Here is a 25,060-nt window from a genome sequence, read left to right on the forward strand (position 1 = left end):
TACTCTGTGTGTGAACATGAAATCAACAAATAAGCCTAGGGGGTGTTCCCTCCGGGCTTCTTTTTCTGTAAAATGTAATAGGTTGGGTGCTAGAAAAAGAAGAATAGTTGCCATAGCGTCTTATAACAAACGTTTCACTTTACAAATAGAGAGGACATGGTAGGAATGGATTTACGAGAACTACTAACACATTTACATGATTTTGTTCAGCTTCCTGAACAGAATATTGATATTACGTCAATTGAAATGGATTCAAGAGAAGTTAAGCCCGGAGCATTGTTCATTTGTATAGACGGCTATACGGTTGATGGTCATAGCTTTGCACACATGGCTGTGGAAAAAGGGGCAGTAGCAATCTTAGCAGAAAAGCCTGTGGATGTAGACGTGCCCGTTGTACGCGTGAAGAGTACAAAGCGAGCGATGGCAGTGCTAGCGGATGCTTTCTACAATCAGCCCACACAAAAAATGCATTTAATTGGTGTAACAGGCACAAACGGAAAAACAACCATTACACATTTGATTGAGCATATCTTTAAATCACAACATAAAAAGACGGGTTTAATTGGAACGATTGAAATTCGTATTGGTGATACGTCTTATGATGTGAAAAACACAACGCCTGAATCGCTGACTCTTCAAAAAACATTTAATCAAATGGTGGAGGAGAATGTAGAAGTAGCGATGATGGAAGTGTCCTCTCACGCGCTTGACTTAGGACGCGTACACGGGTGCGACTTTGATGTGGCGGTATTTAGTAACTTAACGCAAGATCACCTGGACTATCATCATACAATGGAAGATTATCGTCGTGCGAAAGGGTTGCTATTTGCACAGTTAGGAAACGCTTATAACCATACTCGTCCTAAATTTGCTGTTCTCAATGCCGATGATGCGGCAACCGAGGAATATATTAAAAACACGGCTGCTACAGTGATTACGTATGGTATTGACCGTGAAAGTGATATTCGTGCAACAAATATTCAAATTACAAACAGCGGCACAACGTTTGACTTGACAACACCCACAGAAACGGTTCGTGTAGAAATGAAGCTTATTGGTAAATTCAGCGTCTACAACGTATTAGCGGCTACAGCTGCATGTTTAGTATCTGGTATCCCTCTGTCAGTTATTGTCGAGGAAATAAAAGTGTTAGAAGGTGTGTCTGGGCGTTTTGAAGTGGTTGATGCGGAGCAAGATTTTACGGTTATCGTTGATTATGCCCACACGCCGGACAGCTTAGAGAACGTGTTAAAAACTGTAAAAGAATTCGCAAAACGCAATATATATGTTATTGTTGGTTGTGGCGGAGATCGAGATCGTACAAAACGACCAATCATGGCTCGGATTGCAGCTGAATACAGTACACAAGCTATTTTGACATCTGATAATCCACGAAGTGAAGATCCATTGGCTATTTTGAAAGATATGGAAGAGGGTTTGGATACAGATAACTATGTGACGATTGCTGATCGTGCAGAAGCGATTCGCTATGCAGTGGAAGCAGCGCATGCAGATGATGTTATTGTCATTGCTGGAAAAGGGCATGAGACCTATCAAATTATTGGTAAAAAAGTATTCGATTTTGACGATCGAGAAGTAGCACGCAAAATGATTGAGGAGCGAAAGTAGTAATGAAATGGGTAGAGAACAAAATGAGTCGGAATGAGTTGGAAGTTAAGGAGGGGACATCGTGCTAGAACAATCAATTTTATTGACAATCGGCGTAGCCTTTTTGATTACGGTTGTATTGTCGCCGATTTTTATTCCCTTCTTAAGAAGATTAAAGTTTGGTCAAAGTATTCGTGATGAAGGCCCGAAATCTCACCAGAAAAAATCAGGTACACCTACAATGGGCGGTATCATGATTTTATTATCTATTATTGTGGCAACTCTTATTATGGTCAATCAGTATGCAGAACTTACATATAAGACGTTTCTATTATTATTTGTCACAATCGGATTTGGTTTATTAGGATTTTTAGATGATTTTATAAAAGTAGTGTTAAAGCGTAACCTTGGATTAACATCTAAACAAAAGTTTTTAGGTCAGGTTGTCATTTCAATTATTTTTTACTTTATTGCAAGACAGTTTGAGTTTTCAACTGAAGTGACGATTCCAGGAATTAAAGACCCAATCGATTTAGGTTGGTTTTATGTTGTTTTCCTTATCATCTGGCTTGTTGGTTTTTCAAATGCGGTTAACTTAACGGATGGATTAGACGGACTTGTATCTGGTACAAGTGCGATTGCTTTTGGTGCATTTGCAGTTCTTGCCTGGAATGCAGAGCAGTTTGAACTATCTATTTTCTCAGTTGCTGTAGTAGGAGCTGTGTTAGGATTTTTAGTTTTTAATGCCCATCCTGCAAAAGTATTTATGGGAGATACGGGTTCTTTAGCGCTAGGAGGAGCTATCGCTACGGTGGCTGTCTTAATGAAAATGGAATTCTTGCTTGTTATTATCGGTGGTGTGTTTGTCATTGAAACACTATCGGTTATTATTCAAGTCGCATCTTTCAAAACAACAGGAAAACGTGTGTTTAAAATGAGCCCGCTTCATCACCATTACGAGCTAAGCGGCTGGTCGGAATGGCGCGTAGTTATGACTTTTTGGGCTGTAGGACTATTATTTGCAATGCTTGGAATTTATATCGAGGTGTGGATTTAAATGAAATCAGTCAATACGTATCAAGGTAAACAAGTACTTATTTTAGGATTAGCCAAGAGCGGTTTCGCAGCCGCTCAGCTAGTTAAACAGCTTGGTGCTAAAGTAGTCGTTAATGATCAAAAACCGTACGAAGAGAACACAGCAGCACAGGAATTAGAAAAAACGGGCATTGAAGTTGTCTGTGGGCATCATCCGCTTGAACTTTTAGACAAAGCGGATGTTATTGTAAAAAACCCTGGCATTCCGTATTCAAATGTTCTATTGCAAGAAGCATTAAAGCGAAATATTCCGATTTTAACAGAGGTAGAATTAGCTTATGAAATTAGCGAAGCTCCTTTTATCGGAATTACGGGAAGCAATGGGAAGACAACAACAACAACGCTAATTTATAAAATGTTAGAAGAAGATCAAAAGCAGCCGTTGATTGCTGGAAATATTGGAACAGTAGCTTGTGAAGTGGCGCAAAAAGCAACAAAGGACAATGTCATTGTCACGGAGCTTTCTTCTTTTCAGCTGATGGGAATTGAAAAATTCCGTCCGAAAATCTCTTTATTATTGAATTTGTTTGATGCTCACTTAGACTATCATGGCACAAAAGAGGAATATATCAAAGCGAAAGCAAATCTCTTTAACAATCAAACAAGTGAAGATTTTGCCGTTATTAATGCAGATGATGAGCTAGTGATGAAAGCTAGTGCAGATATTAAAGCCACAAAAGTACCTTTTTCGGTTACAGCTCAAACGACAGAAGGAGCGTACATTAAAAACGAAACGATTTTCTTTAAAGATGAAGAAGTGATGTCGTTAAAAGATGTGGTGCTGCCAGGCAAACATAATCAAGAAAACATTTTAGCAGCTGTGTCCGTTGTGAAGCTGTACGGCTGTTCAAATGAAGCTATCTACCGCGTGCTCACAACGTTTGCTGGTGTTAAACACCGCGTTCAATACGTTACGACAATCAACAAACGCAAGTTTTATAATGACTCTAAAGCTACGAATATGCTTGCTACAAAAGTAGCTCTTTCCGCTTTTTCGCAGCCGACGATTCTACTTGCAGGCGGACTCGATCGCGGCAATGAGTTTGATGATTTAAAAGAAGAGTTTAAGAATGTGAAAGCTGTTATTACGTTTGGGGAAACGGCTCCTAAAATTGAACGCGTAGCCAAAGAAGAGGGAATACAAATTGTAAAACGTGTCGATAATGTTAAACAAGCAGTTTCAGAAGCATATGCTTGTTCAGATGAAGAAGATGTTATTTTATTATCTCCTGCTTGTGCAAGCTGGGATCAATTTAAAACTTTTGAAGAACGTGGTGACATCTTTATTGAATCTGTGCATAAACTGAAATAAGGGCTTGTCTAAACACCTAGAAAATACACTAGCCCTAATCTATTTTTAGAGGTGTGTGACAGTGTCGACAAAAAGGTCTACCCCAGATTTTTTTCTCATAATCGTTACGCTTTCCTTGCTAACCATCGGCCTTATCATGGTATACAGCGCAAGTGCGGTATGGGCTACATACAAGTTTAATGATTCTTTTTTCTTTGCTAAACGCCAGCTCTTATTTGCAGGGCTTGGAGTATGCGCGATGTTTGTCATCATGAATATTGATTATTGGATGTGGCGTACGTGGGCAAAGCCAATTGTAATCATTTGCTTTGTTATGCTGGTACTTGTATTGATTCCGGGAGTAGGGCTAGTACGGAATGGGTCGCAAAGTTGGATAGGAGTTGGAGCGTTTTCGATTCAGCCTTCAGAATTTATGAAGTTTGCTATGATTATATTTTTAGCGAAATATTTATCAGAAAACCAGAAGAAAATTACATCCTTTAGAAAAGGAATGTTACCGGCGTTATTACTGGTTTTCTTACCGTTTGGCATTATTATGATGCAGCCGGATTTAGGAACTGGAACGGTGCTTGTTGGAACTTGTTTAGTCATGATTTTTGTTTCAGGAGCAAAAGTAAGTCACTTTGCAGGTCTTGGGTTGCTTGGCGTTGCCGGTTTTGTAGGGCTTGTTTTATCAGCTCCTTATCGGATTAAACGCATCACCTCATTTTTAAATCCTTGGGAAGATCCGCTTGGAAGCGGGTTTCAAATCATTCAATCTCTTTATGCAATTGGGCCCGGGGGATTGCTTGGATTAGGGTTAGGGCAAAGTAGACAAAAGTTCTTTTATCTGCCGGAGCCTCAAACTGATTTTATTTTTGCTATTCTAGCAGAAGAGCTCGGTTTCATTGGCGGAACGCTTGTTCTGATTTTGTTTAGCTTATTGCTTTGGAGAGGAATTAAAGTAGCGCTCGGAGCACCTGATCTTTACGGAACGTTTTTAGCCTTAGGAATTATTTCAATGGTGGCGATTCAAGTCATGATTAATATAGGCGTGGTAACAGGTCTTATGCCTGTTACGGGAATTACGCTTCCATTTTTGAGTTACGGCGGATCGTCGCTCACGCTCATGCTGGCAGCAGTTGGAGTTTTGTTAAATGTTAGTAGATATTCTCGCTATTAATTGAAAAAAATTGTATAATGTCAAGTAGGCAATGGTCTACTGAAGTAAACCGTCATCTTAAATCCAAGTGCACGCCGGATTTTGTTGGCGGTTTATTTTCGATTTTTTACAGGTAGATGATATTTTTGTATGAAATGTTTTTAAAATGTAATGTTGTGATAACCAATTTTGAGTCCAACTATGGTATGATGTGTAAGGTTAAATATTTTATCTTAGTGATTAGGTGAACGTATGTGCACTTATGAGCGTAGCGTTTTTTTATGACTGTCAGCATGTGTTTAACTTCTAAATGAAAAACGATAAAAAAACAATCAAAATTACTTTATATAGCAGATGAACGTACATTCTATGGGTGAATGTCATACGATAAATAAAAATGATGAAATTGACAACAGAATAGAGTGCCTTCGTAGAAAAAAGGTATCTTACAAGGTGCTGCTGCTTAGTTATGAATCTGTTCTTATTATTCTTATGCATTAGAAGTAAGGGCGCATTGACATGAAAGTTTTATAACAGCAAAGAGGGTTTTAGGAGGTTCTTATGGAAGCGTTAGTAAAAGAGTTAGTCGAAGCGAATATTGGAAAGGTTCGTGAAAATGAACCGCTAGCAAAACATACAACAATGAAAATTGGTGGTCCAGCAGATGTGCTTGTAGAACCTGATTCTGTTGATCACTTAAAAGTTACAATGGATATTATTAAAAAACACGGCGTGAAATGGAGAGCGATTGGTCGGGGGTCTAATCTTCTGGTTTCTGATAAGGGAATTGAAGGTGTGGTCATTAAGCTCGGAGCCGGATTAGATGATTTAACAGTAGATGGAGAGACGGTTACTGTAGGTGGGGGATACCCTAGCATCAAGCTTGCAACAGTTATTACAAAACAAGGTCTGTCAGGCTTGGAGTTTTCAAGTGGAATTCCTGGATCTGTCGGAGGCGCTGTTTATATGAATGCAGGTGCCCATGGTTCTGATATGTCTCATGTAGTCGAAAAAGCGCTGATTTTATTTGAAGATGGCACTCTGGAGTGGCTGACAAATGAAGAGCTTCAATTTTCGTATCGTCATTCAATTCTACAAAAAGACCGTCCTGGAGTATGTGTAGAAGCCGTGCTGCGTTTGAAAAAGGGAACGAAAGATGATATTGTGGCGGTCATGCAGAAAAATAAAGACTATCGCCGCGAAACACAGCCTTGGAATTTCCCTTGTGCAGGAAGTATTTTTAGAAATCCGCTTCCAAATTATGCAGGAGACTTAATTGAAAAGTCCAACTTAAAAGGTTTTTCAGTAGGCGGTGCGCAAATTAGTGAGCAGCATGCGAACTTCATTGTCAATACAGGAGATGCAACGGCTTCAGACGTGCTGAATTTAATTGCTCATGTCAAGAAAACAATTAAAGAGAAATTCGATATTGATATTCATACAGAAGTTGAGATTATCGGTCGCTAATTACTCAGCCCGTCGCTGTATGGTTATGCGTGAAAAGGTAGCTTTTATGTGTTTATTCTATGCTATAATGGGGATATTCTCATGAAGCAAAGATTGGAAATAAATAGATGGTAATTCCTCGTTTATTTTCTCAAATGGATAAGGGTGAAAAAAATGGAAAAAGGTAAGTTAATTGTTTTAGAAGATCGTGTACCGAAACTGCAAGAACAGCGAAAGCAAAAAGCAAATAGACGGCTTATTTTGTATTTATCACTCTTTTTCATCCTTATTTTATTTATTGTATATTCTCAATCTTCTCTGAGTAATGTTTCTAACATTGAAGTACAAGGGAATAAACATGTAAGTGATAAGGATATTGTCAAAGCGAGTGGTCTGTCCAAAAAAACCAGCTACTGGAAAGCTGATGCTGATCAAATTCAAGAAAAAGTCGAAAAAAACCCTGAGGTAAAGGAAGCTGTCATTCACAAAACATTTCCTAATAAGGTCGTAATCGACGTAAAAGAGTACGCAAGAATTGCATATGTAACCTCGGGGAATAAATATTTCCCTGTGAATGAAAATGGAAAAGTTTTAAAAGAAGTAAGTGCTAAGAAAGTGTCATCCGACGCTCCGCTGCTAATTGACTGGAAAGACGGAGACGCTATACAAAGCATGGTTCAAGAATTAGCTAAAACGCCTAAGAGCATAAAAGGGGCTATTTCTGAGATTTACTATGCGCCGACAAAATCAGAACCTCTTCACATCGAGGTATTTATGAATGATACGCGTGAAGTAAGCGGGAAAATTAGCAACTTCTCTGATAAAATTGTTCATTACCCAGCTATTGCAAGTAAATTGAGTGATGATCAAAAAGGCATTATTGATTTAGAAGAAGGATATGCATTTAAACCTTATAAAAAGAGCAAGCAGTAATTATTTTTTATAAGTGTTAATTAAAGGAAATAGATGAGTTGAGACTGGCAAACTAGCCCTTGTACATTGTATAATCACATGCAAGTATTCTGCATACATATGATTTTCTTCTCCGGTGCTGTGAAATGGAAATGTAATATTTGTTCTAGGTAAGTTTCGCTTTTCTCAGTGTACATCTTAGTGTAGACTTGTAGTTAAATAGCTTTTTTTCAGTGAATTTTAGGCTTAAATCTAAAAAAAAGTCAAAACAAGAACGTTTTGTTCTTTGAAAGAGATAAAGTCTGTGAAAAACTTGAAAAAAATTGATTTTACAAAAGGGAAACAGATGTATTTGTTGAATATTTTCATATAATAAAAAATTAATATTGTTGTTCTTCTTAATTTATTTAAGATGACATGTGCAGAAAGAAAAAGGAGGTGCCAAAGAATGAACAGCAATGAAATATACGTTAGTTTAGACATCGGTACATCCAGTGTGAAAGTAATCATCGGAGAGATGAGTAACGATTCATTGAATATCATTGGTGTAGGGAATGTTAAATCACACGGACTAAAAAAAGGTTCTATCGTTGATATAGATGCAACAGTTCAATCTATTAGAAAAGCAGTAGAACAAGCTGAACGAATGGTAGGCATTACAATTAAAAAGGTTGTAGTGGGCATAAGCGGAAATCATGTATTTTTACAGGATTGTCACGGGGTAGTAGCCGTGTCAAGCGAAAATCGTGAAATTACAAACGAAGATATTCATCGAGTAATTGATGCTGCTCAAGTCATGTCTATCCCGCCAGATCGTGAAATCATTGATGTTATTCCAAAGCAATTTATTGTAGATGGCTTAGAAGGTATTAACGATCCTAGAGGTATGATTGGGGTACGTTTAGAAATGGAAGGCACAATCATAACAGGATCTAGAACGGTTTTACATAACTTATTACGCTGTGTAGAAAGAGCTGGTTTAGAAATCAGTGATATTTGTTTACAGCCTCTAGCCGCTGGTTCAATTGCATTATCTCGTGATGAAAAAAACTTAGGTGTCGCACTGGTAGATATCGGCGGAGGTTCAACAACGGTTGCGATCTTTGACCAAGGACATTTGAAAGTAACAAATGTACTAGCTGTTGGCGGAGAGCACATTACCAAAGATTTATCGATTGGCCTTCGCACATCGACTGAAGACGCGGAAAATATTAAGATAAAGCATGGACATGCTTTCTACGATCATGCTTCTGAAGAAGAAGTATTTAGTGTACCGATCATTGGAAGCGATCAGCATCAGCAGTTTAATCAGCTCGAAATCTCTGATATTATTGAAGCTAGATTAGAAGAGATTTTAGATATGATTACGCAGGAGGTAAATCGCCTAGGATACAAAGATATTCCAGGAGGATTTGTTTTAACAGGCGGAGTAGTAGCGATGCCTGGTATTCTTGAGCTAGCTCAAGTGATTTTAAAGAATAACGTGCGCATAGCAGTGCCTGATTATATTGGAGTACGTGAGCCGCATTATACAACAGGCGTAGGATTAATAAAATTTGCATACAAAAATGCTAAAATACAAGGCCGGGAAATTGGAGCGCCAGTTGTGGAAGAAGAGCCGATTGAGCAAGAAATGATCAAACCTAGCCCGAAACCACAGCAGCCGCAACAATCAGCTGAGCAGCCGAAAAAGAAAAATGACCAAAATTTAATGAAGAAGTTTTTTGGATACTTCTTTGATTAACGTTACGGATTGGTAATTTCGAAGAATTAGGAGGAACTATCATGTTGGAGTTTGATACAAGTGTAGACCAATTAGCGACGATTAAAGTAATCGGTGTCGGAGGCGGCGGTAACAACGCGGTTAACCGAATGATTGAACATGGCGTCCAAGGTGTAGAATTTATTGCAGTTAATACAGATGCACAAGCATTAAATTTATCAAAAGCTGAAACAAAAATGCAAATCGGCGCTAAATTAACAAGAGGATTAGGTGCAGGTGCTAATCCAGAAGTTGGTAAAAAAGCAGCTGAAGAAAGTAAGGAACAAATCCAAGAAGCACTAAAAGGTGCAGATATGGTTTTCGTAACAGCTGGTATGGGTGGAGGAACTGGAACTGGTGCAGCTCCAGTCATTGCCCAAATTGCTCGTGAGCTAGGAGCACTAACGGTAGGCGTTGTTACTCGTCCGTTTACGTTTGAAGGCCGTAAGCGTTCTACTCAAGCGGCAGGCGGCATTGCGTCAATGAAAGAAGCAGTAGATACGCTGATTGTTATTCCAAATGATCGCTTATTAGAAATCGTTGATAAAAACACGCCAATGCTAGAAGCGTTCCGTGAAGCGGATAACGTATTACGACAAGGTGTGCAAGGTATTTCAGATTTAATCGCAGTTCCTGGATTAATTAACTTAGACTTCGCTGACGTAAAAACAATTATGTCTAACAAAGGATCTGCACTTATGGGTATCGGTATTGCGACTGGTGAAAACCGCGCTGCTGAAGCAGCTAAAAAAGCTATTTCAAGTCCACTTCTTGAAACATCTATCGACGGAGCTCAAGGTGTATTAATGAACATTACAGGCGGTACGAACCTAAGTCTTTACGAAGTACAAGAAGCTGCAGATATCGTTGCTTCTGCTTCTGACCAAGAAGTGAACATGATCTTTGGATCTGTTATTAACGAAAACCTAAAAGACGAGATTGTTGTTACAGTTATTGCAACTGGCTTTAGTGACCAAGATTTATCACAGCCAAAACCAGGTCGTCCTTCGTTATCGGCGAATCGCATGCAGCAATCGACACAGCAACCGGCTCCGCAGCCGAAGCGTGAAGTAAAGCGTGAAGAACCTGTACAGCAAGAATATACGCGTCCATCTCAGCCACAGTCTGAAGATGCGCTAGATATTCCAACATTCTTACGAAACCGTAATCGTAGACGCTAAGAAAATAAAAAGCTAAGACCTCTGTTTTATACAGAGGTCTTTTTTTATGCAATGAATCTAGAAAACTCAAAAAGAATACAAAAAACATTCGACATGGTCAATATGATGCCTTCAAAGGGTTTGTGTTTTCTTCCTAAAAGTGGTGTGACAAATATCGAATGATTTCCTCAAAAATACTGCTTGTTTCTCGGCATGAACTGACAGACTTTCTAATAGGATGTACTATATACTAATTTTTAACAGAAAAATTCAGAAAGAATGGAGAGGTTATAAACATTGCCAATCTATTTAGATTTAATATGGATGCTGAATTTTGGGTTAGATACGATCTTACTAATGTTATGTGCTGTTGTACTTAAGCGGAATTACAAGTGGTGGCGGCTTTTGCTTGGCGGCTTTATCGGTTCACTGATTGTCCTTCTTATGTTTACGCCTTTTTCTCATCTTATGGTTCACCCTGCTATTAAAATTTTATTCTCTTTTTTTATGGTATTGATGACGTTTGGTTATAAACGACTGCGCTTTTTCTTTGAGAATTTATTAACGTTTTATTTTGCAACCTTTGTTGTTGGCGGAGGGTTAATGGGCGTTCACTTTTTATTTCAAGATCAGTTTCTTGTTCTTAATCAAATGGTTGATACGAAATCTCCACAGTTTGGTGATCCTATTAGCTGGATATTTGTTCTTATTGGCTTTCCGCTATTATCTTATTTTTCAAAAGCACGAGTTGATGATTTGCGAATGAAAAATATTACATTTGATCAGCTGGTAGATGTAGAAGTTATTTTAAACGAACAGATGCTGTCGATGAAAGGACTTATTGATAGTGGAAATCAGCTTGTAGATCCGCTGACGAAAACCCCGGTTATGATTGTTACAGCAGATTCTTTAAAAGAAATATTGCCTGAAGGCTTAATGGAATTAAGCAAAAATGTCCAATCCTTTTCACACAGCGAAGATATTGATCAAGAGTGGTATTCAAAAGTCCGCTTTGTCCCTTATCGAAGCGTGGGCCAAGCCAATCAGCTGCTGCTTGCTCTAAAGCCAGATATGGTAAGGCTGGTGCATCAGTCCAACACGATTGAAGTCACTAAAGTATTAGTAGGTATTAGTCATACAACGCTTTCAGTGGAGAAGCAATATGAATGTATTGTTCATCCGAAGCTTATCGTTATTGGAGAAGTAAGTTCCGCATCGTAAAAGGTGTGAACAAATAAAGGAGGATACAGAATGGCTACATATCGAATTCGATTTCAATTATGGTGGTACAAATTATTAATTAAACTTAAGCTGAAAACAGATGAAGTGTACTATATAGGAGGAAGTGAGGCTCTTCCACCACCTTTAACAAAAGATGAAGAAGAAGTGCTCTTGAAAAAACTTCCATCAGGAGATGAAGCAGCACGTTCACTGTTGATTGAGCGTAATTTGCGACTTGTTGTTTATATTGCCCGAAAGTTTGAAAATACGGGAATCAATATTGAGGATTTAATTAGCATCGGCACCATCGGTTTAATTAAAGCAGTAAACACGTTTAATCCTGAAAAGAAAATTAAGCTAGCGACGTACGCCTCTCGCTGTATTGAAAATGAAATTTTAATGTATTTGCGCCGCAACAATAAAATTCGATCTGAAGTTTCATTTGATGAGCCGTTAAATATTGATTGGGATGGAAACGAATTGTTATTATCTGACGTGATGGGAACCGAAGAAGATATCATTACAAAAGACCTAGAAGCGAATGTAGATCGAAAACTTTTGTTGAAAGCACTGCACCAATTAAATGATCGTGAAAAGCAAATTATGGAGCTGCGCTTTGGGCTAGCCGGCGGAGAAGAAAAAACGCAAAAAGATGTAGCTGATATGCTAGGCATTTCTCAGTCTTATATTTCAAGGCTCGAAAAACGAATTATTAAACGGCTACGAAAAGAATTTAATAAAATGGTTTAAGTAAAAAAGCTGATAGCATAAGGGCTGAGAAGCACCTTATACTATCAGCTTTTTTAGTGGAGAATTGTCAGAATTGTAAAAGTGCATATTTTTTCCTCCGGAGGAGATACTGAATTCAGAACATCATCTCCTGTTAGGAGGGAAAGAGTTGACAAGAAATAAAGTAGAAATTTGTGGAGTAGATACTTCGAAACTTCCCGTATTAAAAAATGAAGAAATGCGAAAGTTGTTTAAACAAATGCAGGCTGGAGATGGAACAGCAAGAGAAAAGCTAGTAAGCGGAAATTTACGTCTCGTACTCAGCGTGATTCAACGTTTTAACAATCGTGGAGAATTTGTTGATGACTTATTTCAGGTTGGGTGTATTGGATTAATGAAATCCATTGACAATTTTGATTTAAGTCAAAACGTGAAGTTTTCTACATATGCTGTCCCAATGATTATAGGGGAAATTCGCCGCTATTTACGTGACAATAATCCAATCCGTGTTTCTCGTTCCCTTCGTGATATTGCTTATAAAGCTCTTCAAGTTCGTGAAAGGCTTATGAGTGAAACATCCAAGGAACCTACAGCTGAGGAAATTTCAAAAGTCCTAGAAGTGCCGCATGAAGAAATTGTGTTTGCTTTAGATGCTATCCAAGATCCGGTTTCTCTATTTGAACCTATTTACAATGATGGTGGAGACCCAATCTATGTCATGGATCAGCTAAGCGATGAACGAAACCGTGATTCAACTTGGATTGAAGAAATTGCTTTGCAAGAAGGTATGAGAAGATTGAACGAGCGAGAAAAACTCATTTTACGAAAGCGCTTCTTTCAAGGTAAAACACAGATGGAAGTTGCTGAAGAAATTGGTATTTCTCAAGCGCAGGTTTCACGTTTAGAAAAAGCTGCTATTAAACAGATGAATAAAAATATTCAAAGTTAACAAAAGCTCTCTAGACTGGCAGCCGCTCGCGTTCATACTATCAATACCATTCACTTTATTTGATGTTCAACTTAATAAGCATCGTGTCTATAAAAACGGACACGGTGCTTATTTTGTATGTATCAATGAATACATGACCAAAAGATATTCATATCAGATTTCCTATTGCTGTAAGGACCTCTAGCTACTTGTTGAGAATGTCTCTTGATGAAAAGCTGTGTAATTGGTGAACAAAATGCTTATAGAAAGAGAATGGGAGAGAAAAAATAAGCTTTTCCTTCATGAAATGAAAATTTGAAAATATATATAGGCTAAGCAATAAAGTTGGCTATAGGAGGAGAGAGCATGTTAAAGATTTCAGAATTTCAGCTGAAAGATGTAGTAAATGTAGCTGATGGCAAAAAACTTGGAAATGTAGGGGATATTGATATTGACTTAACAACGGGAAAAATACAGGCCGTCATTATCGGAGGCTCTCGTGTATTGGGCTTCTTTGGAAAAGATGATGAAATTGTGATACCGTGGAAAAATATTGTGAAAATTGGTTCTGACGTCATTTTAGTACGTTATAAAGACGCATTTCAGCCTGAAGAGAATTAGTTTTTTGTCAACAGCACCTAGCAATCTGTGGTACAATATGTGAGAACAAATGAAACAAGGGATGTGTCACATACATGAATCCTGAGCCATTAAAAAAAAGCCATCACGAGTCGTTTATGTGGCTGAGCCCTTGGGTAGAAAAGAATGATATACTTGTTGCTGGTTTCACCACAAAAAATGGTGGCGTGAGTAAACCTCCATTTGCTTCTTTTAACCTAGGGCTTCACGTAAACGATAACGTAGAAGATGTTATTACAAATAGAAAAATTTTAGCAGCCGAACTAGACATGTCTTTTGAAAGCTTTGTATGTGCTGAACAAGTACATGAAGCAACTGTTCAAAAAGTAACAAAAGCCGACTGTACAAAAGGACTCTACAAGTATGAAGAGGGCATAAAAGCAGCGGATGGCATTTATACAAATGAATCTAATATTTTGTTAGCTTTATGTTATGCAGATTGTGTTCCGCTGTACTTCTATGCGCCTGATTACCATTTAGTTGGTCTTGCTCATGCTGGGTGGAAGGGAACAGTAAAAGATATTGCAGGAAATATGATTCGACGGTGGGTAGAGCAAGAAAATGTTCCGGTTGAAGATATTTACGTGGCGATTGGCCCTTCGATTGAAGATTGCTGTTATGTTGTCGATAACCGCGTCATTACACAAGTAAACGAAGTAGTGGGCCAAAATGGATATCAAGAAGTAAGCCCTGGACAATACGCGCTTAATTTAAAAAAAGTCAATAAGCTGCTGATTCAAAACGCAGGCGTATTGCCCGAACGAATTTTAACATCGTCGTATTGTACAAGCTGTGAAGATGACCTGTTCTTCTCACATCGCCGCGACCAAGGGAAAACAGGACGCATGTTTAACTTCATAGGCTTTAAGGAGGAGTAATTACATAGTGACAGCTAGCGTAAGTGAAAATCTAGAAGCAGTTCAACAAACAATTGCTGAAGCGTGTAAAAAAGTTAATCGAAATCGAGAAGATGTAGAGCTGATTGCTGTAACCAAATATGTTTCCACAAAACGAGCAGCAGAAGCAGTGGATGCAGGCATTTTACATCTTGGAGAAAACAGGGATGAAGGTCTTCTAGAAAAGTATGAATCAATCGGTGAGAAAGCGACCTGGCATTTTATCGGAAGCTTACAAACAAGAAAAGTAAAAAATGTGATTGATAAAGTTGACTATATTCATTCACTAGACCGATTATCTTTAGCAAAAGAAATTGATAAACGTGCAGGACATCGTATAAAATGTTTTGTACAAGTTAATGTTGCCGAAGAACAATCAAAGCATGGCCTTGCTGTGGAAGAGGTAATTCCATTTATTCAATCTCTTGAAACATTTACAAATATCCAAGTAGTTGGATTAATGACTATGGCTCCTCACACAGATGACGAGTCCTTGCTTCGCAGCTGTTTTCAAGGTCTAAAGAAATTGCAGAATCGCATACAAGAACTAAACCTCCCGTATGCACCTTGCACGGAGCTATCAATGGGAATGTCAAACGATTATGCAATTGCAATTGAAGAAGGAGCAACATTCATTCGACTAGGAACCACGTTAGTTGGGAATGAACGTTAAGGAGGTGTAGTTCAAGATGAGTATGAAAAATCGCTTTAGAAGTTTTTTTGCTCTTGATGACGATACTGAATATGTAGAAGAACACTACGAACAAGAAGAGTCGGTAGAAGAGCCTGTACAGCAGTCGAGACCAGCGAAAGCTAGTCAGCAGCCAAATCAGCAGCAAAACGTGATTAGCTTGCAAAGCGTTCAAAAATCATCAAAAATGATGCTTTGCGAACCTCGCGTCTATGCCGAAGCACAAGAAATTACGGATCATTTAAAGAATCGTAAAGTCGTAGTTGTTAATTTACAGCGCATTCAACGAGATCAAGCAGTAAGAATTGTCGACTTTTTAAGTGGTACAGTTTATGCTTTAGGCGGGGACATTCAAAAAATTGGAACCGACATCTTTTTATGTACACCTGATAATGTAGACGTAAGCGGAAGCATTTCAGATATGATGGGAGAACATGATACAACAAACGTAAAGAGGTGGTAGTTTTTGGACATCGTTTTTGGGATTCTCGCAAAATTGATTGGGCTTTACTCATGGGCACTGATTATTTACATTTTGATGTCTTGGGTACCCGATGTAAGAGCATCTAAGTTTGGTCAGCTGCTTGGCAGTATTTGTGAGCCTTACTTAGAGCCTTTTCGTAAAATCATTCCGCCTATTGGCATGATTGATATTTCACCTCTTGTTGCAATCTTTTTACTACGATTTGCAGAAAGAGGCGTGTATTCACTTAATAATGTGATGGGGTTTATTTAAAAAAGGAATCGCTGGATTCCTTTTTTACATACCGATAGTAGGAGTAATAATATGTCTATTTATGAACATTTTAGGCAAGAAGAACATGGGTTTATTGATCAAGTTCTTCAGTGGAAAGAAGATGTCCTACATCAATACAGCCCAAAATTAACGGACTTTTTAGATCCAAGAGAGCAGCAGATTGTGACGGCTATTGTCGGGACTGAAGGAGAGGTTCAAGTTTCATTTGATGGTGGACAACCGTTTGCTGAACGCAAGCGTGCGCTGCTATATCCGGATTACTATGTGCCTGGAAGCGAAGATTTTCAGTTGCATATGTACGAACTGAATTATCCTAAAAAGTTTGTGACGATTGAACATCCTCAAGTTCTTGGTTCGGCGATGTCTTTAGGACTGCGCCGTTCAAAATTTGGCGATATTTTGGTCGCGGGAGACGATATTCAGCTTGTAGCCGCAGAGGAAATTTCTTCTTATATTGAGATGAATTTAACATCAATTGGAAAAGCCAAAGTTTCACTTTCTTCTATTCAAAGAGAGCAGCTGCATGTGGTAAAAGAAGAGCTGATTGAACACGTTTATACAGTTTCTTCAATGAGGCTTGATGTTTTGCTGTCGACCATTCACAATTTATCAAGACAAAAAGTCCAGCCGTTTATTGCAAATGGAGCGGTAAAAGTAAATTTTAAAGTCATTGAACAGCCTTCTTTTGAATGTCATGAAGGTGATATTTTGTCGCTTCGTGGTCACGGCAGAAGTCGTATCGTTTCACTTGAAGGCAAAACCAAAAAAGAAAAATGGCGAATTGTTGTAGGAAAGCAGAAATAAAGAAATCTACTAGCAGGAAATTTTAAAAATATGTCGAATAAACCATTACTAATGATGTAATGAGACAACACGGAGGTGGCCTAGATGCCTTTAACCCCTTTGGATATTCATAACAAAGAGTTTAATCGCGGGTTTCGCGGATATGATGAAGATGAAGTGAATGAGTTTCTTGACCAAGTAATTAAAGACTATGAGCTGGTAATGCGTGATAAAAAGGAGTTAGAAGGAAGAGTATCTGAATTAACAGATCGTCTTGGACATTTTACTAACATCGAGGAAACGTTAAATAAATCAATTTTAATTGCTCAAGAAGCAGCCGAAGATGTGAAGCGAAACGCTGAAAAAGAAGCGAAGCTTATTATAAAAGAAGCAGAAAAAAATGCGGACCGTATTATTAATGAAGCACTGTCTAAGTCTCGTAAAATTGCGATGGACATTGAGGAGACGAAAAAGCAGTCTAAAGTATTTAGAACTCGTTTCAAAATGTTAATCGAAGCGCAGCTTGAAATGTTAAACAGCGATGACTGGGATCAGCTGATGGATTATGAGATGCCAGCGCTAGAAGAAAAAATTGACTAGTCAAGACATCATCTTGACTTCTCACGTTTTGTTGTCATATAATTTGGTAACAGATGAAATTTCATATCAAACAGTACGGAGACAGGGACAGTAGCTTTTTTAGTTTGTCAAAGCGAATCGAGGATGGTGAGAGCTCGATAACAAACAAAGAAGTGAAAATCACCCTAGAGTACCATTGCTGAACCGATGATAGTAAGCAATGGCGGTTTATTCACGTTACGAATGCAAAGAGGATTTGCGTGCAGCAAATCTACTAGGGTGGTACCGCGGGAGGCCTTCTCGTCCCTTTTTGGGATGAGGAGGTCTTTTTGTTATGGTGCAAAAAGATATGAAATTTACGTTTTTTTTGGAGGGTAAAACATGGAATATAAAGATACATTATTGATGCCAAAAACTGAATTTCCAATGCGTGGAAATTTACCGAACCGCGAGCCTAAAATGCAAGAACAGTGGGCTGAAATGAACATTTATGAAAAAGTACAAAAACGTACGGAAGGCCGTCCGCTATTCGTCCTGCATGATGGACCTCCATATGCGAATGGCGATATTCACATGGGACATGCCTTAAATAAAATTTTAAAAGATTTTATCGTTCGCTATAAGTCGATGTCAGGCTTCTGCGCACCTTATGTGCCAGGCTGGGATACACACGGTTTGCCAATTGAAACAGCTTTAACAAAAAATAAAAAAGTAAACCGCAAAGAAATGACGGTAGCTGAGTTCCGTAAGCTTTGCGAACAGTATGCTTGGGAACAAGTAAACGGCCAGCGTGAGCAGTTCAAGCGTTTGGGTGTACGCGGAGATTGGGATAATCCATATGTAACGCTTCAGCCACAGTACGAAGCTCAGCAAATCAAAGTATTTGGCGATATGGCGAAAAAAGGCTATATCTACAAAGGATTAAAACCTGTGTACTGGTCCCCTTCAAGTGAATCTGCTTTAGCGGAAGCGGAAATTGAATACTATGACAAGCGTTCAGCTTCTATTTACGTAGCGTTCAATGTGAAAGATGGTAAAGGTGTGCTTGAACAAGATGAAAAATTCATCATTTGGACGACAACACCATGGACAATGCCAGCTAACCAAGGGATTGCTGTTAATCCTGAGCTTCAGTACAGCGTAGTTGAAGCAGATGGAGCAAAATATGTAGTGGCAACTGAACTTATTGAAACAGTTGCTAAAGAAATTGAATGGGCTGACTATAAGACAATTCGTACAGTAAAAGGTTCAGAACTTGAACGCGTGGTAGCTGAACATCCAATCTACAAGCGTGATTCTTTAGTTGTTCTTGGCGATCACGTAACAACTGATGCTGGTACTGGCTGTGTTCATACAGCACCGGGACACGGGGAAGACGACTTTATCGTTGGTCAAAAATACGGTTTGGAAGTTCTTTGTCCAGTTGATAGTAAGGGTCATATGACGAATGAAGCACCAGGATTTGAAGGATTATTCTATGATAAAGCGAATAAGCCGATTACAGACAAACTAGAAGAAGAAGGCGCGCTGTTAAAATTAAGTTTCATTACCCACTCATATCCACATGACTGGCGTACAAAGAAACCAACAATTTTCCGTGCAACAGCACAGTGGTTTGCGTCTATTAAAGATTTCCGTGAAGATTTATTAAAAGCAGTAGAAAAAACAGAATGGGTGCCTACTTGGGGTGAAACGCGACTTTATAACATGGTGCGTGACCGCGGAGACTGGTGTATTTCCCGTCAACGTGCATGGGGCGTTCCGATTCCAGTATTTTATGCTGAAAATGATGAGCCAATCATTACGGACGAGACAATTGAACACGTATCAAATCTATTTAGAGAACATGGATCAAACGTATGGTTTGAGCGTGAAGCAAAAGACTTGCTTCCAGAAGGCTTTACTCATGAAGGAAGCCCAAATGGCCGTTTCACAAAAGAAACAGACATCATGGACGTATGGTTTGACTCTGGTTCTTCACATCAAGCTGTTCTTGAAGAGCGTGAAGACTTACAGCGTCCGGCTGATTTGTATTTAGAAGGTTCTGACCAATACCGCGGCTGGTTTAATTCAAGTCTTTCTACAAGTGTAGCTGTAACAGGTGAAGCACCTTATAAAGGCGTACTTAGCCACGGATTTGCTTTAGACGGTGAAGGGCGCAAAATGAGTAAGTCATTAGGAAATGTTGTAATTCCAGAAAAAGTAATGAAACAACTAGGTGCAGATATTTTACGTCTATGGGTAGCTTCTGTAGATTACCAAGCTGATGTTCGTGTATCTGATAACATTTTAAAACAAGTAGCAGAAGTATACCGTAAAATCCGCAACACGTTCCGTTTCTTACTAGGAAACCTAGCGGACTTTAATCCAACAACTGACGCTGTAGCCGTTGAAGACCTTCGTGAAGTAGACCGCTACATGCTTGTGAAGCTGAACAAATTAATTGATAAAGTGAAGAAATCTTATGATTCATATGAATTCTCAAGCATTTATCACGCAGTGCATAATTTCTGTACAATTGATATGAGTTCATTCTACTTAGACTTTGCAAAAGATGTATTGTACATTGAAGCAGAAAATAATGTAGAGCGTCGCAGCATTCAAACGGTCCTTTATGAAACGTTATTATCGTTAACGAAATTAGTGTCTCCAATTCTTTCTCATACAGCAGACGAAGTATGGGTTCACATTCCAAATGTAACGGAAGAAAGCGCGCAGCTAGTTGATATGCCAGAGGTTCAAGAAATTGAAGGAGCAGATCAATTAGTAGAGAAATGGGATGCGTTCATGGAGCTTCGCGATGAAGTCTTAAAAGCGCTAGAACAAGCTCGTAATGAAAAAGTAATCGGTAAGTCTTTAGAAGCAAAATTAACGCTGTATCCAACAGCAGATACGAAAGAGCTGTTAGCATCTATTTCTGAAAATGTAGGTCAACTCTTCATCGTTTCAGATCTCGAGGTAGCAGAAGGTGAAGCGCCTGCTGAAGCACAAAAATTCAGCTATGCTTCAATTGTTGTAAGTAAAGCTGAAGGTGAGAAGTGTGAGCGCTGCTGGGTAGTATCACCAACAGTTGGCGAAGATCAAGATCATCCGACTTTATGTACACGCTGTGCGGATGTTGTAAAAAATCACTACGTTCAGCAGTAAGTAACAAAAGCACGTCCTTTTTGGGCGTGTTTTTTGCTGTACGAAATTCCCAAATACAATGGTATAAAGCATTTAAAGCCTTAGGAAAAACTTGTGTTGTAGATTCGATGGAAAACTCGGTAAACCTAACATCATTAATACTTCATCTTATCAGCACAGGAGGCGTTTGCATGTATGAAAATTATCTTTCCATTGGACAGGAATTAGCTCTTATCAAAGAAGAATTACAAGATCGCCTAGTGAGATATGCTACAGAACAATCTGGTTATATAGATGAAAAGGAACGTTACGTAATAGAAATGATTAAAGCGGATTTAAAAGATGTAGAACACGCGTTAGCAAAGCTTGACGTTGGTGCGTTTGGAATTGATGAACTAACTGGCGAAGTGATGTCTATTCATAAATTAAAAGTAATGCCTACAGCCCGCACAAATGAAGATTTATTTGTTTTATGGTGAGAAGCGAGAAAAAAAATGAATTATGTGCTAAAATGCTTTAGTATGGATTCGTTTGATTTTATTGCGGGAGGAAAACGTTTGTGTTTTATTATCTTATCGCTTTAGCTGTTATACTTATTGATCAGGTAACAAAATGGATGATTGTAAAAGAAATGTATTATGGACAAAGCATCACCGTAATTGAAAACTTTCTTTACATTACCTCTCATCGTAACAGAGGAGCCGCGTGGGGGATCTTACAAGGACAGATGTGGTTCTTTTATCTTATTACGGTGGTTGTGGTAGTCGGTTTAATAATTTATATTCAAAAGCTCAAAAAACAAGATAAATGGTTCGGTGTTGCGCTAGCATTAATGTTAGGTGGCGCCATTGGAAACTTTATTGATCGAGTGGTCCGTAAAGAAGTAGTTGATTTTGTAAATACATACATCTTTACGTATGATTTTCCGATTTTTAACGTAGCTGATTCGGCACTTGTCGTCGGAGTAATCATCATGTTTATTATGACGCTGTTTGAAGGGAAAATGAAGAAGGAGCACAAAGAATGAATGTAATTGAAACAGTTATAAATGAAGAACAAGCGGGAGAACGTATTGATAAAGTACTTTCGACTGTAAATGCAGAATGGTCACGTTCACAAGTGCAGCAGTGGATCAAAGAAGGTCATGCAAAAGTGAACGATAAAACCGTTAAAGGAAACTATAAATGTAAAACAGGAGACGCTATTATTATTGAAGTGCCTGAACTAGAAGAGCTTGATGTGGTAGCGGAAGAAATGGACTTAGATATTTATTATGAAGATCAAGATGTGCTTGTTGTAAATAAACCTCGCGGCATGGTTGTACATCCAGCTCCAGGTCATCATAGCGGCACGCTTGTAAACGGCCTAATGGCTCACTGTAAAGATTTATCCGGTATTAACGGCGTTATGCGCCCTGGTATCGTTCATCGAATTGATAAAGATACGTCAGGTTTACTTATGGTTGCAAAAAATGATTTAGCTCATGAATCACTAGTTAGTCAGCTTGTAGCTAAAACAGTGACGCGTCGTTATAAAGCTATCGTTCACGGAGTAATTGCGCACGATCACGGTACAATTGATGCGCCAATCGGCCGAGATAAGCAAGATCGTCAAAGCATGACGGTGACTGATGAAAACAGCCGTGATGCAGTGACGCACTTTACTGTATTGCAGCGTTTTAAAGATTTTTCACTAGTCGAATGTAAGCTAGAAACGGGGCGAACACACCAAATTCGCGTTCATATGAAGTATATTGGCTTTCCGCTTGCTGGAGATCCGAAGTACGGACCGAAAAAAACGCTTCCGATTGACGGACAAGCGCTTCATGCAGGTGTATTAGGCTTTATTCACCCTCGTACAAATGAATATATGGAATTTGAAGCACCGGCTCCAAAAGAGTTTAATGAGATGCTAGAGCTTATTGAAAAAAGAAGTTGACAACTGCCATAAGTGATGGCATACTTGTATTAACTTAATAAGAACCTTTAAGAACAGTCCAGAGAGGCTGAGAAGGAAACGGTGCAGAAAAGGCATGTTTATAGCCTTTTTGAAGAAATATGTCTAAAACCAAATCCTCTTGCCTCAAGGCAAGAGGATTTTTTTATGTCAACAACTTGAGGTGAAAAACAGTGAACGTAAAAGCTACCGTACTTGACGAACAGGCTATCCGCCGCGCTTTAACTCGAATTGCACATGAGATTATTGAAAAGAATAAAGGAATCGAAAATTGTGTGCTAGTGGGGATTAAAACGCGAGGTATTTATATCGCAAAACGTTTAGCAGAACGAATTGCACAAATTGAAGGAAACACATTGCCAGTCGGAGAACTAGACATCACGCTTTACCGGGATGATTTATCGAAAGTGACAAGCAATGACGAGCCTCTCGTAAAAGGATCAGATATTCCGACAGATATTGCAAATAAGAACGTCATCTTAGTAGACGATGTGTTATATACGGGCCGTACGGTTCGAGCAGCACTTGATGCACTGATTGATATCGGTCGACCGGAACTCATTCAGCTGGCTGTTTTAGTGGATAGAGGACACCGCGAGCTGCCGATTCGAGCAGACTATGTTGGTAAAAACGTACCGACAGCTAAAAGTGAAAAAATTGCGGTGCATTTGATGGAAGTAGACGAAAAAGACCACGTGTCTATTTACGAAAAATAAATTATATACCCTTTTAAATAGTAGTCCCGTGAGGCTGCAAAAGGGGGGTCACTATACAAGGAAAACTATACTGCGGTATAGCGTCTTCCTTGTATGCTGAAAACCTCTTTGCCTCTGCGTAAAGAGGTTTTTTAATAGTGATAGGAGGAAAAACATATGAGTCAACAACGAGATTTTGTACTTGATATACATGATAAACCAAAAGCAGTAAATTGGTTAACATTGAGTCTGCAGCATTTGTTTGCAATGTTTGGGTCGACGGTGCTAGTGCCGTTCCTAGTGGGATTCAGCCCGGCAATTGCTTTGATTTCAAGCGGGGTAGGAACGCTTGCTTTCCTGCTCATTACAAGAGGTCAAATTCCTTCTTACCTTGGTTCATCGTTCGCGTTCATCACGCCAATCATTTTCGCAAAAGCTTCGTTTGGACCTGAAGAAACGATGGTTGGCTGTTTCTTAGCCGGACTTGTGTATGGAATCGTTGCTTTGATTATAAAAGGAACAGGAATTAATTGGATTATGAAGCTGCTTCCTCCGGTTGTAGTAGGACCAGTTATTATGGTTATAGGCTTAGGATTAGCTAATACAGCAGTAGGCATGGCTATGAACGATGCAAAAGGAAATTACAGCTTAACTTACCTGATGGTTGCGCTTGTGACACTAGCGATAACAGTGGCTTGCTCAATCTTCTTTAAAAACATTATCAGTCTGATTCCGGTACTGATGGGAATTATCGGCGGATACATCTTCGCTTATACACAAGGATTGGTAGACTTTTCAAAGGTAGTGAAAGCAGAGTGGATTGAAATACCTCACTTCTACGTGCCGTTCGTCACATACACGCCCTCCATTTCATTAGGGATTGTGCTTATCATGGTACCTGTAGCAGTCGTAACACTCTCAGAACATATCGGACACATTCTTGTCTTAAATAAGATTGTGGATCGAAACTATATTGAAAAGCCAGGGCTGCACAGATCGATTTTAGGAGACGGAGTAGCCACTATGCTTGCTGCGCTGATCGGCGGACCTCCAAATACAACATACGGTGAGAACATCGGAGTGTTAGCCATCACAAAGGTGCTTAGCGTATTTGTAATAGCAGGAGCAGCAGTCTTCGCGATTTTGTTCGGGTTTGTCGGCAAAATTAACGCTCTTATTTCAAGTATACCAACGCCGGTCATGGGCGGGATTTCAATTCTCTTATTCGGAATCATTGCTTCATCAGGCTTGCGTATGATGGTGGATGCAAAGGTAGACCTTGGATCAAAACGAAACTTAATGATTGCTTCGATTATCTTAGTGTTAGGAATCGGAGGAGCACACTTAGATATCTCGGAACATGTAAAGATTGATAGCATGGCCCTGTCTGCTATCATGGGAGTTCTGCTGAATCTAGTTCTGCCGAAAGAGAAGATAAAAGAAGCAGAAAACGTTCAACAAACGTCAGCACGAAAAATTTCATAGAACGCCTTTTAATTGAAGTCCAGAGAGGTTTCTAAGGGTGTATAAAAAGCGCGTTATAGACGAAGCTTGTTTTCTTACACCCTTTCTAAGTTAGAAAGGGTGTTTTTTATAAAGAAATGCGAGGAAAGCAAAAATGGAG

24 protein-coding genes and 1 other annotated feature are annotated in these 25,060 nt (G+C 39.0%); all 24 genes read left to right on the plus strand.

Going from position 1 to position 25,060, the window contains the following annotated elements:
• Positions 1–165: 165 nt before the first annotated feature.
• The 24 genes from ACOZIR_RS03140 to ACOZIR_RS03255 all read left to right on the plus strand — a co-directional run bounded on the left by ACOZIR_RS03140 (position 166) and on the right by ACOZIR_RS03255 (position 24,921).
• Positions 166–1,629, plus strand: a complete 1,464-nt coding sequence (locus tag ACOZIR_RS03140; RefSeq protein ID WP_310878422.1) for a UDP-N-acetylmuramoyl-L-alanyl-D-glutamate--2,6-diaminopimelate ligase — start codon at positions 166–168, stop codon at positions 1,627–1,629.
• Between the two features lie 61 nt (positions 1,630–1,690).
• Positions 1,691–2,665: a phospho-N-acetylmuramoyl-pentapeptide-transferase gene (gene mraY / locus ACOZIR_RS03145; RefSeq protein ID WP_013058961.1), complete on the plus strand. Its 975-nt coding sequence runs from the start codon at positions 1,691–1,693 to the stop codon at positions 2,663–2,665.
• Entirely contained in the window at positions 2,666–4,015 is a 1,350-nt protein-coding gene (gene murD, locus ACOZIR_RS03150; RefSeq protein ID WP_045290219.1) for a UDP-N-acetylmuramoyl-L-alanine--D-glutamate ligase, read from the plus strand.
• A 61-nt stretch (positions 4,016–4,076) separates the two neighbouring features.
• Positions 4,077–5,177, plus strand: a complete 1,101-nt coding sequence (gene spoVE / locus ACOZIR_RS03155; RefSeq protein WP_045290217.1) for a stage V sporulation protein E — start codon at positions 4,077–4,079, stop codon at positions 5,175–5,177.
• A 540-nt stretch (positions 5,178–5,717) separates the two neighbouring features.
• The gene (gene murB / locus ACOZIR_RS03160; RefSeq protein WP_013058958.1) at positions 5,718–6,623 is read left to right on the plus strand and encodes a UDP-N-acetylmuramate dehydrogenase; all 906 of its coding nucleotides are present in this window, start codon (positions 5,718–5,720) and stop codon (positions 6,621–6,623) included.
• Positions 6,624–6,776: 153 nt separating this feature from the next.
• Positions 6,777–7,535, plus strand: a complete 759-nt coding sequence (locus ACOZIR_RS03165; RefSeq protein WP_016765445.1) for a cell division protein FtsQ/DivIB — start codon at positions 6,777–6,779, stop codon at positions 7,533–7,535.
• Positions 7,536–7,962: 427 nt separating this feature from the next.
• The gene (ftsA, locus tag ACOZIR_RS03170) at positions 7,963–9,258 is read left to right on the plus strand and encodes a cell division protein FtsA (protein ID WP_013058956.1); all 1,296 of its coding nucleotides are present in this window, start codon (positions 7,963–7,965) and stop codon (positions 9,256–9,258) included.
• A gap of 41 nt (positions 9,259–9,299) precedes the next feature.
• On the plus strand, positions 9,300–10,457 hold the full coding sequence (gene ftsZ / locus ACOZIR_RS03175; protein WP_013058955.1) for a cell division protein FtsZ: 1,158 nt from the start codon (positions 9,300–9,302) through the stop codon (positions 10,455–10,457).
• A gap of 276 nt (positions 10,458–10,733) precedes the next feature.
• On the plus strand, positions 10,734–11,657 hold the full coding sequence (gene spoIIGA, locus ACOZIR_RS03180) for a sigma-E processing peptidase SpoIIGA (RefSeq protein WP_045290215.1): 924 nt from the start codon (positions 10,734–10,736) through the stop codon (positions 11,655–11,657).
• Positions 11,658–11,687: 30 nt separating this feature from the next.
• A complete protein-coding gene (gene sigE, locus ACOZIR_RS03185) occupies positions 11,688–12,407 on the plus strand; it encodes an RNA polymerase sporulation sigma factor SigE (RefSeq protein WP_013058953.1) in 720 nt (239 codons plus the stop codon).
• Between the two features lie 148 nt (positions 12,408–12,555).
• A complete protein-coding gene (gene sigG / locus ACOZIR_RS03190; RefSeq protein ID WP_013058952.1) occupies positions 12,556–13,335 on the plus strand; it encodes an RNA polymerase sporulation sigma factor SigG in 780 nt (259 codons plus the stop codon).
• A gap of 345 nt (positions 13,336–13,680) precedes the next feature.
• Positions 13,681–13,935, plus strand: coding sequence for a YlmC/YmxH family sporulation protein (locus ACOZIR_RS03195; RefSeq protein WP_013058951.1), 255 nt, complete (start codon positions 13,681–13,683; stop codon positions 13,933–13,935).
• A gap of 74 nt (positions 13,936–14,009) precedes the next feature.
• Positions 14,010–14,831, plus strand: a complete 822-nt coding sequence (gene pgeF, locus ACOZIR_RS03200) for a peptidoglycan editing factor PgeF (protein WP_310878423.1) — start codon at positions 14,010–14,012, stop codon at positions 14,829–14,831.
• Positions 14,832–14,838: 7 nt separating this feature from the next.
• Positions 14,839–15,522, plus strand: coding sequence for a YggS family pyridoxal phosphate-dependent enzyme (locus ACOZIR_RS03205; protein ID WP_045290212.1), 684 nt, complete (start codon positions 14,839–14,841; stop codon positions 15,520–15,522).
• 16 nt (positions 15,523–15,538) lie between these two features.
• On the plus strand, positions 15,539–16,003 hold the full coding sequence (locus ACOZIR_RS03210; RefSeq protein ID WP_045290211.1) for a cell division protein SepF: 465 nt from the start codon (positions 15,539–15,541) through the stop codon (positions 16,001–16,003).
• Between the two features lie 3 nt (positions 16,004–16,006).
• Positions 16,007–16,276 carry a YggT family protein gene (locus ACOZIR_RS03215; RefSeq protein ID WP_028411469.1) on the plus strand — a complete coding sequence of 90 codons (270 nt, stop codon included), beginning with the start codon at positions 16,007–16,009 and terminating at the stop codon, positions 16,274–16,276.
• Positions 16,277–16,327: 51 nt separating this feature from the next.
• Positions 16,328–17,101 (plus strand): RNA-binding protein, encoded by a 774-nt coding sequence (locus tag ACOZIR_RS03220; protein WP_310878424.1) that lies wholly within the window; start codon positions 16,328–16,330, stop codon positions 17,099–17,101.
• An 84-nt stretch (positions 17,102–17,185) separates the two neighbouring features.
• On the plus strand, positions 17,186–17,680 hold the full coding sequence (locus ACOZIR_RS03225; RefSeq protein ID WP_013058945.1) for a DivIVA domain-containing protein: 495 nt from the start codon (positions 17,186–17,188) through the stop codon (positions 17,678–17,680).
• A gap of 69 nt (positions 17,681–17,749) precedes the next feature.
• Positions 17,750–17,970: a binding site (T-box leader), on the plus strand.
• Between the two features lie 70 nt (positions 17,971–18,040).
• Complete coding sequence (gene ileS, locus ACOZIR_RS03230; RefSeq protein ID WP_071270955.1) at positions 18,041–20,806, plus strand: isoleucine--tRNA ligase; 2,766 nt, start codon at positions 18,041–18,043, stop codon at positions 20,804–20,806.
• Between the two features lie 170 nt (positions 20,807–20,976).
• Positions 20,977–21,264 carry a conjugal transfer protein TraR gene (locus ACOZIR_RS03235; RefSeq protein WP_013058943.1) on the plus strand — a complete coding sequence of 96 codons (288 nt, stop codon included), beginning with the start codon at positions 20,977–20,979 and terminating at the stop codon, positions 21,262–21,264.
• Between the two features lie 80 nt (positions 21,265–21,344).
• Complete coding sequence (lspA, locus tag ACOZIR_RS03240; protein WP_310878425.1) at positions 21,345–21,812, plus strand: signal peptidase II; 468 nt, start codon at positions 21,345–21,347, stop codon at positions 21,810–21,812.
• Complete coding sequence (locus tag ACOZIR_RS03245) at positions 21,809–22,723, plus strand: RluA family pseudouridine synthase (protein ID WP_013058941.1); 915 nt, start codon at positions 21,809–21,811, stop codon at positions 22,721–22,723. The genes lspA and ACOZIR_RS03245 overlap by 4 nt, the downstream gene beginning before the upstream one ends.
• A gap of 191 nt (positions 22,724–22,914) precedes the next feature.
• On the plus strand, positions 22,915–23,457 hold the full coding sequence (gene pyrR, locus ACOZIR_RS03250; protein WP_013058940.1) for a bifunctional pyr operon transcriptional regulator/uracil phosphoribosyltransferase PyrR: 543 nt from the start codon (positions 22,915–22,917) through the stop codon (positions 23,455–23,457).
• Positions 23,458–23,613: 156 nt separating this feature from the next.
• Complete coding sequence (locus ACOZIR_RS03255) at positions 23,614–24,921, plus strand: uracil-xanthine permease family protein (protein WP_045290206.1); 1,308 nt, start codon at positions 23,614–23,616, stop codon at positions 24,919–24,921.
• Positions 24,922–25,060: the final 139 nt, after the last annotated feature.

This window comes from Priestia sp. D3YE.R1 (genome assembly GCF_049199565.1).
GTDB classification, from domain to species: domain Bacteria; phylum Bacillota; class Bacilli; order Bacillales; family Bacillaceae_H; genus Priestia; species Priestia aryabhattai.